Genomic DNA, 12,370 nt, shown 5'->3' with positions numbered 1-12,370 from the left:
TGGGACGGGCATGCCGCCCGGCACGAGAGGACTGATCGATGGACATCCGCAGGAGACGACTGCTCGGCGCCGTGGGCGCGCTCGGGGCGACCGCGCTGGTGCTGGCGGCCTGCTCGCCCGGCAGCTCGGACGACTCCGGGGACGACGGCTCCGGTGACGGCGAGTCCACCACCGTGACCTTCCGGCTCTGGGACGAGGCTGCCGCGGCCGCGTACGAGGAGTCCTTCGCCGCGTTCACCGAAGCGAACCCGGAGATCACCGTGGACGTTGAGGTGGTTCCGTGGGCGAACTACTGGGAGCGCCTGCCGCAGGACATCGGCTCGGGCACGATGGCGGACATCTTCTGGGCGAACACGTCGAATTTCGCGCTCTACGCCGACAACGGCAACCTGATCGACATCACCGAGACCCTCGGCGACGACCACGACGAGTGGACCCAGTCGATCGTGGACCTGTACACCCGGGATGGCTCGCTGTGGGGTGTGCCGCAGCTCTCGGACTCGATCGCGCTGTTCTACAACAAGGACCTCGTGGACGCGGCGGGCATCGACCCGACCACGCTGCGGTGGGACCCCTCCGGCACGAACGACACGTTCCTGCCGGCCGCCCAGCAGCTCACCGTGGACGCCGCCGGCGTTACCGCCGCCGATCCTGCGTTCAACCCCGACGACGTCGCACAGTTCGGCTTCAACGCGCAGAACGACCTGCAGGCGATCTACATCGACTTCCTCGCGTCCAACGGCGGGGTGTTCCAGGACGAGGACAACCAGTTCGCGTTCAACTCGCCCGAGGGCGTGGCCGCGTTCCAGTACGTGGTCGACCTGATCAACACCCACCACGTCTCCCCCTCCGCGGCGGACACCAGCCAGAACGGAGACCTCGCCCGCGACCTGTTCGTGCAGGGCAAGATGGCCCTCTTCCAGTCCGGCCAGTACTCGCTGCCGGCCATGGCGGACGCCGAGTTCGAGTGGGGCCTTGCCCCGATGCTCGAAGGGCCTGAGGGGCGCGTCGGAGTCGTGCACGGGGTGGCCGCGCTCGGCAACGCCGCGACCGAGAATCTCGAGGCGACCACAACCGTCCTGGCGTGGCTCGGCTCGGCCGAGGGTCAGCTCCCGCTCGGCGCGAACGGTGCCTCGTTCCCGGCCGCGACCGATGCGCAGTCGTCGTTCACCGACTACTGGACCGAGCAGGGCGTGGACACCCAGGTGTTCCTCGACGCTGCCCAGGGCGACACCACGGCGGCCCCCATCGGGCCGCGGGTGCAGGCCGGCATGACCGCGTACGGCCCGTACTTCGAGGAGATGTTCGCCGGTCGCCTCGACGTCCCGACGGCGCTCCAGCAGGCCCAGGACGCCGGCAACGAGGCGCAGGCCGAATAGGAGACGCCAGAGCCCGACGGCGGCCCGTCACCCTCGTGGGTGACCGGGCCGCTCGCACTGTGGCCTGGCCGGAGGTCAGGACCTCCGGGTCCGGACAATGCGGCGCAGACCGAGTCCGGCAGCCGTGAGCGCGGCGGCCAGCACGATCGGTGCGGCGAGATCAGCGCCGGTGGCGGGCATGCTCCCGGTCACCTGGCCGTCGGCGTCCGGAGCCGACGTGCCCTGCTCATCGGTGCCGGGCACGGTCGGAACCTCGGTGTCCGGCTCCGGGTCGATCGGGTCGATCGGGTCGATCGGGTCGATCGGGTCGGTCGGGTCGGTCGGGTCGGTCGGGTCGGTCGGGTCGACGGGTACCGGCGCCGCGGTGTTCGTCACGGTGATCGCGACGGCGGTGGAGCCGTCCACGGTGAACGCCACCCAACCCTGCGCGTCCGGCACCGTCGAGGTACCGCCGATGCTCCAACCGGGTGTGCCCCAGGTCACCGCCTCGGTGTTCACCGGCGCGACCTCGCGTACCGATACCTCGGTACCGAGAGGCAGTCCGTCGATCGCGGCGGACGTCTCACCGGCGGTGAGCGTCAAGGCAACCGGTGCCGCACCGGCGAGGCGGTACTCGACGGTGAACTCGGTGTCGGCCGGGACCAGGGCCGCACCACTGCCGGTCACCTGCTTGGTCACGATGAACGCACCGGTCTGCTGGGGCTGCTGCCCACACGGGATGGTGCCGCGGAAGAAGTAGGCGTGCGCCTCACCGGAACTATCGCTGAGATGAAGGTTCCCGGCGATGATCTGGCCGTCGATCGGCTGGGCGTGCACGGTCAACTCCACGTCCGGCGCGTACACCGAGCCATCGATGCGCGAGTTCGCGGCTCGGACCTCGACCGCTCCACTGAGCGCAGAGAGGTCCCACATGAGGTACGGCGCGGACGCGAAGGAGTCCGTCCGTGGTGCGCTCACCAAGGCCGTGCCGGGCTCCACGCGGATGATGAGCGGGTTCTCGGCTCCGGGGGTCACGGTCCCGCTGAACTGGATCAACCCGGCGCCGGCGATGGCGGTGTAGTCCACCACGTTCGGCCGGTCCGCGGCGAGGTCGGTCAGGACCACCCGGTCACCGGCGTTCTCGGCGAGGCCGACATGGTTCGCAAGACCTGTCGTCGGATCGGTGACGGCGGCCAGGCACTGGGCTGCCTCGTCGTAGGTCCAGGTCATCTCCGACTCTACGTAGCGGGCGACGCTGGGCTGCTCGGTGGTCATCGCGGCGGACGCAGCCGCGGCGTCGCCGGGCCAGGCCTGACCCTGGGCATCGATCAGCGGCGGCTGGTCGGCGTCGGCGGCGTCCGTGAGCCGGTAGCGGATCCATCCGCCGCGCTCGTAGAACCCGAAGGGGGAATCCTCGGCCTGGGGCGCGATCTTCACGGCACCGGCCTCGGTCGAGCCCGCGCCGGTGACCTCCACCCGCCCGTTGTCCGCAGCCGCGAAGCCGCCGATCAGGAGCCGGGTCGGCGCGCCGTCGACGACCGGAAGCGGGTAGTCACCGGTCCCCGCCGAGACGTGCAGGACGGCGTATGCGCCGCCTTCCGTGCGGACTCTCATCGTGCCACCGACGGCGATCGCACCCTCGGTCTCGGCATTGCCGAGGGTGGCGTTCTCGCGCGCGTAGATGCTGTACCCGCCGGCCGCATCGAACGGGTTGAACTCGTCACCGACGGCGGCCCCGGCAGGTGCTGCGGCACCAGCCACGGCGAGTGCCGCGACGAGCGCGGCACCGAGCGCGCCGACAGTCTTCCTCTTGCTCATGTCACCCTGACTTCTGGCGCCGGTCCGTCCGTGCGCCACATCCATCAGATCACCGAAGATGTGAGCAGATCCGGCCGTTGGTCCCGGTCCGGGAGTGTCCTTGATCACGCTCCCTCGGGCGTGCTCACGACGGCACGTCGGGGGTGTGGACGACTCGCCTGCGCGTGCCCGGTCGTCGCCCGACGGTTCAGATCCGCTCGCGCAGCCAGGCGATGTCGGCAGCGTGCTCCGGGGCCTCGCCCGGGGTCTCCACGATCACCGGGGTGCCGGCCTCGCGGATGAGGTCGATCAGGTCCGCCTCTGGCAGGGAGCCCTGGCCGAGGTTGGCGTGCCGGTCGGCGCCGGAGTCGAACGCGTCCCGGCTGTCATTGGCGTGCACCAGGTCGATCCGCCCGGTGACGGCCTTCACCCGCCCCACCAGTCCGGCGAGCTCCTCGCCGCCGGCGTAGGCGTGGCAGGTGTCCAGGCAGAAGCCGACGTCGGCGCCGCCCTTGGCCTCGAGCACCGACGCCCACAGACGCTCCAGCTTCTCGACGCCACGGGCCATCGAGTTGGTGCCGCCGGCGGTGTTCTCGATGAGCACCGGGATCGGCATGTCCATGCCGTCGATGCACTTGCGCCAGTTGTCGTACCCCTTGGCCGGGTCGTCCGCGGCGAGCACATGCCCACCGTGCACAACGATGCCCGCGGCCCCGATCTCGGCCGCAAGGTTCACGTGCTGCTGGAGCAGCTTGCGGCTCGGGATCCGGATCCGGTTGTTCGTGGTCGCGACGTTGATGACGTACGGCGAGTGGACGTACAACGTCACTCCCGCCTCGGCGGCGGCCGCCTTGAGAGCCGGCGCTCCGCCGTCGAACCGGACCTCCGGCCCCTTCCACCCCTGCGGATCGCCGAGGAAGATCTGCACCGCGTCCGCGCCGCGGGCGCGGGCCTGCGCAATGGGGTCGGTCTGGTCGACGTGGGCTCCGATGACGGTCATACCGTCGAGCCTAATCGCCACCCCGGACACCGCGCCGGGCGGGCGCTCAGCTCGTGAAGTTGAGGAAGATCGGGATGAGTCCGATGGCAGCGAGCACGATCCCGAAGTACTGCATCGGGATGAAGAAGATCGTGTGCCGGTTGCGCAGCTGCTTCCTGACGGTCCCCTGCTCCTGCTCGAGCATCTGCGTGGCGAGGTGCTGCGCCTCGGCGTGGTCGCGCGGCTGGTAGCCGGGCACCGGCTGGAACCGGCCGGAGGCGACGGTCGCCTCGACCTCGGCCTGCCGGGCGACCATGTAGTTCTTCGTGCGTCGCTCCGCGTCCCAGTCCTGGAACCAGCGGCCGGCGAAGAAGCACGCGACCCCGCCGACGATCAGGCCGAGCCCGAGGCCGAGCAGGGAGTTCTCCTCGCCGAGGATGAGCGTGAACAGTCCCCCGAAAGCGACCGCGCCGAGGGGGATGAACAAGATTGCGAGGATTCCCCATCCTCTCCAGATGACCATGAGAACCGAGGCTAGCGGCTCCGGGTGACTGAACGGTCAACTGCCGATGGGGAGCACTACCCGCCTGCGGGACGGCCGTCCTCCCAGGCACGCGGGGTGAGGTCCGGGCGGCGGTTCTCGTAGTCACTGCCGAGCAACGGGGAGGAGATCATCAGGTCCGCCGAGGCCACGTTGCACGCCATCGGCACGTTCCACACGGTGCCGATCCGCAGCAGGGCCTTGACGTCCGGGTCGTGCGGCTGCGGCTCGAGCGGGTCCCAGAAGAAGATCAGCATCGTGATCTGGCCCTCGGCGATCTTGGCGCCGATCTGCTGGTCGCCGCCGACCGGTCCGGAGAGGAACCGGTGCACTGGCAGCCCGAGCTCGAACTCGAGCATGGTGCCGGTGGTGCCGGTCGCGTACAGGACATGCTCGGCGAGGGTGTCCCTGTTGAACTCCGCCCAGCGCAGGAGCTCGACCTTCATGTTGTCGTGGGCGACGAGTGCGATGTGGCGGGGCATGGGGGTCTCCGTCGGTCGACGTCGTGGGACTTCAGCGTAGGAGCCCGATGTTGCAGTGCGGTGACATGCCCGCGCACGACTACGACGGCATCTGGCTGTTTCACGCCGACCGGGTCCCGCCAGAGGTGGCGCTACCGGCACGGTCGACGTCTGCGGCCGGATCTCCCTGGCATGGGTGGCCGGTCTGGGTAGCGTTCTCCGGGTGTCGCTCAGCCTCGCAGCTCTCGAGCCCGTCACGGTGCTGCACCGGACCGGGCAACGGTGTCGAGGGCTTCGCACACATGAGTACGTCATCGTCTACACGGGTGCGCTGGAAGGAGCCTGGTACATCGATCTGGTCACCGTCCTCGATCGCGGTGCCGAGTGCGAGATCCGTGACTGCTTCGTCGACCTCATGGTGTTCCCGGATGAGCGCCGGTATGAGGTTCTGGACCTCGACGAGCTGGGTGATGCGCTGGCGTCCGGTTCCATCGATGGTGCGACCGCGGTCTCGGTGCTGCGTAACGCCCAACGCTTCGTGGAACGGCGATTGGGCGGCACCAGGAGCGACGCACTGGCCGTCTGGCCACCGTTCCCGCCGGCCTCCGTCGTTCCTCTGCTCGAGCTGCCCGACCCGCTCAGGCCTCCGCACCGCGGTCCAGACCGAGGGTCGCGATGAGGTCCTCGTGGAGCTGGAACCACACGCGGTGGCAGGAGTCGATGTCGGTCCCGTCGACCCATTCGGCCTGACCGCCGCGGGCTCGGTCAAGGGCCGCGTCGAAGCGGGCGTGGTATCCGCCGAACCGCTCCAGTACGCCGGTCAGGCGCTCGTCCAACGGAGCCAACGCGTCGCCGATGCTGGTGAGCTCGTCGAGGACTCGGGCATCCCAGCCGGTGTCGGTGTGGTTATTGGGGGCGAGCCGGCCAGCGGCGGTCGGCATCAGCTGCCAGTCGGTGCACGCGCGCTGGAGCAGGGCGTTGTGCGGGAGGAACTCGCGGTAGGTGGTCGCGATGATGCCACCCGGGTCGGCCGATTCCCGCTCCCGGGCGAGTCCACGTTCGTTCTCGCCCTTCCCGTCCTCGGTCAGCCACCAGCCGCCGACGTCGGCGAACGACGACCGTTGCAGCCAGCCGCGGTCGGCAGCCTCGTTCAGGAGTGTGGCGGTCTCGCGCCGGCCGGTGCCGGCACGGTCGGCCACCTCGGGAGTGTCGCCGAACCCGAGGAGTCGCACTGCGTGCAGCACGAGCAGCCGCGGCTCCGAGGTCCTGACCATGGCTACTCTCCCTGCCTGTCGGTGAGTCGCGCGAAGTGCTGTTGACACGCCTGAGGGGACCGGAAACCCATCGCGTCGGCGATCTGCGCCCAGGTCAGTCCCGCGCTGCGGGCCGTGAAGAGCAGCCCGGCCTCCATGCCGTCGACCTCCGCCCGCGCCGCGGGCAGCAGGGTGAGCGCGCTGAGCAGGTCGTCCGGGGTGAGGTCGGCCGAGCGCCAGAGCGCGAACTGCGTCAGGTCGACGGCGGTGGGCGGCACCGGGGCGGGTCGCCATGGTCGTGGGTCCAGCGCGTCGGCGCCGATCGCGAGGAGCCGGTCCTGTGCCTCATGTTCTCGTCGTGCCCGGGTCTGGTCGGTGCCCTGCGCTTGGACCTCGTGCTTGCGTGCCATGCCCCGATCCTGCAGAATCAACACAGTGTTGTCAACACAATGTTGCCAATGTTTCGTTGATGGGTGGATGATGCTCACGGGCCTCGCAGACGCGACTGCCGCTACCTGCGGCGGCAAGGCGGCGGCGCTGGCCGTTCTGCTGCGGGCGGGCCTGCCGGTGCCCGACGGCTTCGTCGTGCCGTTCGCCGTGCACGGCGCCGGGGCCGGGTCGGTCGGCTCCTACGCGCTCAGGGACGCGGTCGCCCGGCACCTGGCCCGGCTCGGCGACCCGACGGTGGCGGTGCGCTCCTCGGCCGATGCCGAGGACCGGCCGGACGCCTCAGCGGCCGGCATGTACGAGAGCGTGCTGGGCGCGCGGGGAGCGCCCGCGGTCGTGGCGGCCGTGCGAACGTGCTGGACGTCGCTGCACTCCGCCCGCGCCCTGGAGTACCGGAGCAGCCGCGCGGCGTCGCCGGCGGGTGGGTCGATGGCCGTGCTCATCCAGCGCATGGTCGATGCCGACAGCTCGGGCGTGATGTTCACGCCCGCCCACCCCGACGCGAGCACCCGCATCGAGGCATCCTGGGGCCTCGGTCCGAGTGTGGTCGGCGGCACGGTCACCCCCGACACCTACGAGATCACCATGGACGGAACCATCAGGCGCACCGTCGGACGCAAGGCCACGCGCCTGGATCGGGGTGGCGATGGCACCGGTGTCACGGCGAGCGACGTGCCGGAGCCCCAGCAGACCCGACCAGCGCTCGACGACGCCACCGCTCTGGCCCTCACCGCGCTCGGGCACCGGATCGCCGCCGAGCTCGAGGGCCCCCAGGACGTCGAGTGGGCACTCGCCGACGGCGTGCTCTGGACCCTGCAGTCCAGGCCGATCACGGCGCCCGTTCCTCCGCTGCCGACGGCGCTACCCATCACCCGCGGTGCCACGCTGACGGGCACGCCGGGCGCCCACGGCACCGCGACCGGCATCGCCCGCGTCCTGCGCGGACCGTCCGACTTCGGGCGGGTCCAGCCCGGGGACATCGTGATCTGCCCCTACACCGACCCGGCCTGGACGGCGTTGCTGCGCATCGCCGCCGGCGTCGTCACCGAGACCGGGGGCGTCCTGTCCCACGCGGCGATCGTCGCCCGCGAGCAGGGCATCCCCGCCGTCCTCGGCGTGCCCGACGCCACCACCGCGATCCATGACGGCGACCTCATCAGCATCAACGGCACCGAGGGGACCGTCACCCCACCACGACCCGCATCGGAGGACGATCATGGCGACCAGGTTCCTGTACCTCGCACGCCACGGTGAGGCCGATGCCTTCGGGGAGCTCACCGAGAGAGGTAGGGAACAGGTGCGGCTCCTCGGCCGCCGCCTCGCTTCCTTGCCGATCGACGCCGTCTGGCATTCTCCGCTCCCGCGTGCCGAGGCGAGCGCGCACGAACTGGCCGGGCAGCTACCGGAGAGAACACCCGTCTGCGCCGCCGCGGAGCTCATCGACCACGTGCCCTACGTTCCGGGGCCCGAGGAGACGCCGCCCGCCTGGGTGCCGTTCTTCGACGGCTACGACACGGACGAGGCCGCCGCCGGCCACCGGGTCGCTCGGAGCCTGACCGTACGGTTCGCCGTTGCCGTCGACGGTGCCGATCTCCACGAGGTGCTCATCACGCACAGCTATCCGATCGCGTGGCTCGTTCGCGACGCGCTTGAGGCTCCGCCGGCACGCTGGCTCGGCCTCGACAGCGCGAACACAGCCCTGACCGTCCTGGAGTACCGACCCGGCCTCCCGCCCACCATCAAGATGTTCAACGACATGAGCCATCTACCCGCCGAGCTCCGCTGGACCGGATTCCCGCGGACGGTTCGCCTCTGAATGGAGACCTGGCTCAGACGGAGGTTCCCCGGCGATCTCTCGGCCGCTGTCGCTAGGATCATCCGTCATGGCCGAGAGCCGACGTAGGACTCTGGATGTCCGGCGGCGCGCCGTCGCGGCCGGGGTCACGGCCATCGCCGTCGTGGGCGGTGGCATTGCGCTCTGGCTCACGGTTGCTGACAACACGGCCTATCCCGACGCCGCGTGGGAACGGGTCGTGCTGGGAGGTGACTGCCACTGCGCCGACGGCAGCGAGTTCGCCATCTGGGACCGCCTGGCCGACCCGACCAGGGTTGTGCTGTTCCTGAACGGCGGCGGCGTCTGTTGGGACGAGACGAGTTGTGCCTTCACCAGCGCGGGCCCTCCCGGAGAGAGCGACTTCTATGCGTGGAACCAGCAGTCCGATGGTCCGGGAGACAACTTCGACGAGGAAGGGATCTTCGACTTCAACAACGGCAGCAACCCATTTGTCGACTACTCGTTCATCTATGTGGCCGGCTGCACCGGCGACGCGCACCTCGGCAGCGCCTCCCAGACGTACTCGGACACCCTGACCGTCGAGCACAACGGCTACACCAACGGCACCGCGGCCTTGGACCGCCTCGCCGAGCACTACCCCGACGCCGCCCAGGTCGTCGTCATCGGCAAGACCGCCGGGTCGATCGCCGCTCCGCTCTACGGGGGCCTGGCCGCCGACCGGCTCCCGGACGCGCAGGTCACAGTCTTCGGTGCCCAATCCGGCGCCTGGCCGGACCACCCTGACTTCAACCTCGAGATCCTCGACACGACCTGGGGCGCCTACGACGCCATGCCTGGCTGGGCGGTCGAAGGCCTCGCCGCTCGCCAATGGGGCGTCCCGACGTTCTGGAGCCAGGCCGGCCTGCACCACCCCGACCTGGTCCTCTCCCGCTTCGACTTCGCCTACGACCCTCACGCAGCGGTCGAGATCACCGGCTGGGAAAGCGGCGACCCGACGAACCTCGATCCCGTGCCCAACTCGGACGAGCTCGCCGTCATCGATGCCAACGAGGAAGCGATCGAGGCCACCGGGGTGACCGTGCACAGTTACACCGCGCCCGGCGAAGGCCACGGACTGTTCGAGTTCGAGGACTTCTACCGGATCGAGGTCAACGGCATACAGCTGGTCGACTGGCTCGGCGATCTGACCACCGGCGACCCGCCGGCCGACGTCCACTGCGACGACTGCACCTGATTCGGCGAACGGCCGTCGGTGTTAGCCTCGACCGGACACGCGTGGACCACCGAGAGCCATATGCCGCAGATCTTCGAGCAACTCGAGCACCTCGCCCGATTCCTGATCGTGGTGCTCGGCTTCGACGTGTCCGCGCAGGGTATCGGCACCCTCGCCGTCGCCGGGGCCGTTGGCCTGGCCGCGGTGGCACTGCTCGCCGCGACGCTCAACCACGTCGCGGTGGCGGCTACCTTCGGAGGCCTGCGTGGCCCGCGGATGCGCCTCGAGCACGCTCGCGCACCCGAACCGCGCCCGCAGAGCGCGCCGGACACGCCAGGCAAGCCGCGCCCCCGGGCACCGGGCCGCTTCCTCGCGGTCGCCACGCACTGACGCCCAGCCCCACCGCCACGACCGGCGGCAAGCCCGACCAACGCCGTCGGGCATCGGCATGGCGGCGTCATGCCGCGCGACCATACGGCCCCCACCCGCCCGTATGACGCTAGGACCCACCCATGAACCTGTACGAATTCGCGCCGATCAGGGCGCTCATCTCCGTTGCCAACTCCGTCGTCACCACGTTGACGGACCTGCTCGAACCGATCGCCGCCGGGAGCGCGGCTGCCCTCGCGATCGTGGTCTTCACCCTGCTCGTGCGCGCCGTCCTCATCCCCGTCGGGGTGTCCCAGGCCCGTGCGGAGCGGACCCGGCGCCGGATCGCGCCCAAGCTCGCCGAACTGCAGAAGCGGTACAAGAAGCAGCCGGAGGTCCTTCAGCGCAAGATGATCGAGCTCTACCGCGAGGAGAAGTCGAGCCCGTTCGCCGGGTTCGGCCCCGTCCTACTGCAGATGCCGGTGCTGCTCGCCGTCTACGGGCTGTTCATCACCCCGACGATCGGCGGCGAGCCCAACCACCTGCTCGAGAACGAGCTGCTCGGCAACCCGCTCGGCACCAGTCTGATCAGCGCCATCGGGGCGGGCACGACCAGTCCCCTGACCTGGTTGCTCTACGCCGTGATCATCGTGGTCATCGTCGCCGCCGCGCAGACCTCGCGCAGGCTGCTGATGCCGCCGCCGGTGCCGGCCGCGGCGGAGCGAGCGCCGGGGGTGCCGGACCTGTCCGGGCTCACCAGGATCCTCGGGTTCCTCCCGTTCCTGACCGCGGTGTTCGCCACGTTCGTGCCGCTCGCGGCCGCCCTCTACCTGATGGTCACCACGACCTGGACGCTGGTGGAGCGCGTGGTGCTGCGCCGGCTCCTGAACCCACCCGCCCCGGCTGCGGCAACCGGCGAGGTTCAGCCGAACGCCGGGTAGCCGGCCGGACGTAGGGCGCCCCAGTCCCGTTCGACGCCCGCGACGGCATTGGTGAGGAACGCGGTCGCGGCCGGGAAGTCGGCGGCCAGCTGACGCGTGCCCCAGCGCCATCGGAGCAGCACGTGCTCCCGAAAGGTCAGGGCTGGGGAGTCCTTCGGGCCCAGCCGGCGCTCGGGGTCATCGGTGTACTTGAGCAGGATGCCCGTCATCATCAGGAGCCAGCCCAGGCAGGCCGTGCGGACCTGACCCGGCCAGCGCGGGTCCGCGGCGACCGCGGGCAGGTGTGCCGCGAGCCCGCCGGTGAACTCGACGAGCAGGTCCTCCACGAACCCGGGCGGCGGCTCGTAGACGCACCAGCAGGTCGCGAACGGGAGCAGGGTGTAGGCGGCGTCGAGAGCCGGGTGGTGGACGTCCGTGCCCTCGAGGTCCAGGAACACCACCCTCCCGTCCGGCTCGAGCAGCGCGTTGTCCGGGCATGTGTCCCCCGGGGAGGCCACCAGCACGCTCCGGTCGTTCAGCAGGCCGAGGACGGCGGCGAGTTCCGCCTCGAGGTCATCCGGGACGACGGCGCCGCTCACCCGGGCGATCGCGTCAACCCCTGCGCGGATCCTCGCCTCGATCCCGGGATCGGCGCTCTCGCCGATGGCCGAGGTGACGGCCTCGACGGCGGAGCTCGACCCGCCGCACAGGTCACCGAGGGCGTGGGCCCAGCGGGCCGCCGCGGACCAGGCCGCGTCCGGTTCGGAGCCGCGCAACAGGTCCGCGAGCGTCGGCGCCGAGCCCGCGTCCGTCATCACCACCAGTCGCGCGGCCAGGTCGGCGGCGAGCAGGTCCGGGGTGTGGTCCAGGTGCGCCAGCCCGGCCGCCTCCCGTCGGCACGCGCCGTCGCCGTCCTCGCCGTTCGCGCCGCCGCCGTCGGGCTCGAAGTGCTTGATGACCACGCTCGTCCCCACGGGCGTCCGCGCCCGCAGCACCAGGGACCGGGTCGACCCGCCGAGCGGCATCGGGTCGGTCAGTGGGCGCCCGAGGGCGGCGGAGGCGAGGCGCAGCGTCGCGGTGACGTCGGATTCGGACATCCCCCAACTCTGCCATCGAGGCGGCGCAGCACGAGTACCGCCGCCCGTCCAGCCAACTGCTCCAGCAGTCTCTTCCACCTCGGCCCTTGCGCGGGTTCCCAGCCGCTCGCTACGTTGATGCAACGCGACATCAGAGGTCG

General features: G+C 70.6%; 14 protein-coding genes. 7 read left to right on the top strand and 7 right to left on the bottom strand.

Features of this window, described 5'->3' with window-relative positions; translation table 11 throughout:
* The first annotated feature begins 38 nt into the window (after positions 1-38).
* On the top strand, positions 39-1,379 hold the full coding sequence (locus HALOF300_RS01110) for an ABC transporter substrate-binding protein (RefSeq protein ID WP_156738804.1): 1,341 nt from the start codon (positions 39-41) through the stop codon (positions 1,377-1,379).
* A gap of 75 nt (positions 1,380-1,454) precedes the next feature.
* On the opposite strand, the gene HALOF300_RS01105 is transcribed toward HALOF300_RS01110, so the two are convergent.
* The 4 genes from HALOF300_RS01105 to HALOF300_RS01090 form a co-directional block, all read right to left on the bottom strand.
* Positions 1,455-3,176, bottom strand: a complete 1,722-nt coding sequence (locus HALOF300_RS01105; RefSeq protein WP_197522205.1) for a collagen-binding domain-containing protein — start codon at positions 3,174-3,176, stop codon at positions 1,455-1,457.
* 187 nt (positions 3,177-3,363) lie between these two features.
* Entirely contained in the window at positions 3,364-4,155 is a 792-nt protein-coding gene (locus tag HALOF300_RS01100; RefSeq protein ID WP_156738802.1) for a deoxyribonuclease IV, read from the bottom strand.
* Between the two features lie 46 nt (positions 4,156-4,201).
* Positions 4,202-4,621, bottom strand: coding sequence for a hypothetical protein (locus tag HALOF300_RS01095; protein WP_156738801.1), 420 nt, complete (start codon positions 4,619-4,621; stop codon positions 4,202-4,204).
* A 92-nt stretch (positions 4,622-4,713) separates the two neighbouring features.
* On the bottom strand, positions 4,714-5,157 hold the full coding sequence (locus HALOF300_RS01090; protein ID WP_133107194.1) for a methylglyoxal synthase: 444 nt from the start codon (positions 5,155-5,157) through the stop codon (positions 4,714-4,716).
* A 202-nt stretch (positions 5,158-5,359) separates the two neighbouring features.
* Between HALOF300_RS01090 and HALOF300_RS01085 the strand changes: the two genes are divergently transcribed.
* Positions 5,360-5,815, top strand: coding sequence for a DUF402 domain-containing protein (locus HALOF300_RS01085; protein ID WP_197522204.1), 456 nt, complete (start codon positions 5,360-5,362; stop codon positions 5,813-5,815).
* On the opposite strand, the gene HALOF300_RS01080 is transcribed toward HALOF300_RS01085, so the two are convergent.
* Complete coding sequence (locus tag HALOF300_RS01080; RefSeq protein WP_156738799.1) at positions 5,775-6,410, bottom strand: transcriptional regulator; 636 nt, start codon at positions 6,408-6,410, stop codon at positions 5,775-5,777. The two genes, HALOF300_RS01085 and HALOF300_RS01080, sit on opposite strands and share 41 nt — an antisense overlap.
* Before the next feature lie 2 nt (positions 6,411-6,412).
* Positions 6,413-6,799: an SANT/Myb-like DNA-binding domain-containing protein gene (locus HALOF300_RS01075; RefSeq protein WP_156738798.1), complete on the bottom strand. Its 387-nt coding sequence runs from the start codon at positions 6,797-6,799 to the stop codon at positions 6,413-6,415.
* Between the two features lie 67 nt (positions 6,800-6,866).
* Here HALOF300_RS01075 and HALOF300_RS01070 point away from each other — a divergent pair, with 67 nt between their 5' ends.
* The 5 genes from HALOF300_RS01070 to HALOF300_RS01050 all read left to right on the top strand — a co-directional run bounded on the left by HALOF300_RS01070 (position 6,867) and on the right by HALOF300_RS01050 (position 11,154).
* Positions 6,867-8,090: a PEP/pyruvate-binding domain-containing protein gene (locus tag HALOF300_RS01070; protein WP_231954942.1), complete on the top strand. Its 1,224-nt coding sequence runs from the start codon at positions 6,867-6,869 to the stop codon at positions 8,088-8,090.
* Positions 8,053-8,652 (top strand): histidine phosphatase family protein, encoded by a 600-nt coding sequence (locus tag HALOF300_RS01065; protein WP_156738797.1) that lies wholly within the window; start codon positions 8,053-8,055, stop codon positions 8,650-8,652. Before HALOF300_RS01070 ends, HALOF300_RS01065 begins: the two co-directional genes overlap by 38 nt.
* A 67-nt stretch (positions 8,653-8,719) precedes the next feature.
* A complete protein-coding gene (locus tag HALOF300_RS01060) occupies positions 8,720-9,865 on the top strand; it encodes a pectin acetylesterase-family hydrolase (RefSeq protein WP_156738796.1) in 1,146 nt (381 codons plus the stop codon).
* 60 nt (positions 9,866-9,925) lie between these two features.
* The gene (locus tag HALOF300_RS01055; protein ID WP_156738795.1) at positions 9,926-10,234 is read left to right on the top strand and encodes a DUF6412 domain-containing protein; all 309 of its coding nucleotides are present in this window, start codon (positions 9,926-9,928) and stop codon (positions 10,232-10,234) included.
* A gap of 122 nt (positions 10,235-10,356) precedes the next feature.
* Complete coding sequence (locus tag HALOF300_RS01050) at positions 10,357-11,154, top strand: YidC/Oxa1 family membrane protein insertase (RefSeq protein ID WP_156738794.1); 798 nt, start codon at positions 10,357-10,359, stop codon at positions 11,152-11,154.
* Here the strand turns inward: HALOF300_RS01050 and HALOF300_RS01045 are convergent.
* Positions 11,136-12,230 (bottom strand): hypothetical protein, encoded by a 1,095-nt coding sequence (locus tag HALOF300_RS01045; protein ID WP_156738793.1) that lies wholly within the window; start codon positions 12,228-12,230, stop codon positions 11,136-11,138. The two genes, HALOF300_RS01050 and HALOF300_RS01045, sit on opposite strands and share 19 nt — an antisense overlap.
* Between the last annotated feature and the right edge of the window lie 140 nt (positions 12,231-12,370).

Origin of the sequence: Occultella aeris (genome assembly GCF_902703175.1) — a bacterium.
GTDB lineage: Bacteria > Actinomycetota > Actinomycetes > Actinomycetales > Beutenbergiaceae > Occultella > Occultella aeris.
Note: the sequence above shows the minus strand (reverse complement) of the source record. Positions and strands in the feature narration are given on the sequence as shown.

Excerpts from the sequence above, each read along its gene's own strand:
- HALOF300_RS01065 (WP_156738797.1), top strand. The coding sequence starts at position 8,053 with ATGGCGACCAGGTTCCTGTACCTCGCACGCCACGGTGAGGCCGATGCC.
- HALOF300_RS01070 (WP_231954942.1), top strand. The coding sequence starts at position 6,867 with ATGATGCTCACGGGCCTCGCAGACGCGACTGCCGCTACCTGCGGCGGC.
- HALOF300_RS01105 (WP_197522205.1), bottom strand. The coding sequence starts at position 3,176 with ATGAGCAAGAGGAAGACTGTCGGCGCGCTCGGTGCCGCGCTCGTCGCG.
- HALOF300_RS01110 (WP_156738804.1), top strand. The coding sequence starts at position 39 with ATGGACATCCGCAGGAGACGACTGCTCGGCGCCGTGGGCGCGCTCGGG.
- HALOF300_RS01090 (WP_133107194.1), bottom strand. The coding sequence starts at position 5,157 with ATGCCCCGCCACATCGCACTCGTCGCCCACGACAACATGAAGGTCGAG.
- HALOF300_RS01050 (WP_156738794.1), top strand. The coding sequence starts at position 10,357 with ATGAACCTGTACGAATTCGCGCCGATCAGGGCGCTCATCTCCGTTGCC.
- HALOF300_RS01080 (WP_156738799.1), bottom strand. The coding sequence starts at position 6,410 with ATGGTCAGGACCTCGGAGCCGCGGCTGCTCGTGCTGCACGCAGTGCGA.
- HALOF300_RS01100 (WP_156738802.1), bottom strand. The coding sequence starts at position 4,155 with ATGACCGTCATCGGAGCCCACGTCGACCAGACCGACCCCATTGCGCAG.
- HALOF300_RS01055 (WP_156738795.1), top strand. The coding sequence starts at position 9,926 with ATGCCGCAGATCTTCGAGCAACTCGAGCACCTCGCCCGATTCCTGATC.
- HALOF300_RS01045 (WP_156738793.1), bottom strand. The coding sequence starts at position 12,230 with ATGTCCGAATCCGACGTCACCGCGACGCTGCGCCTCGCCTCCGCCGCC.
- HALOF300_RS01060 (WP_156738796.1), top strand. The coding sequence starts at position 8,720 with ATGGCCGAGAGCCGACGTAGGACTCTGGATGTCCGGCGGCGCGCCGTC.
- HALOF300_RS01075 (WP_156738798.1), bottom strand. The coding sequence starts at position 6,799 with ATGGCACGCAAGCACGAGGTCCAAGCGCAGGGCACCGACCAGACCCGG.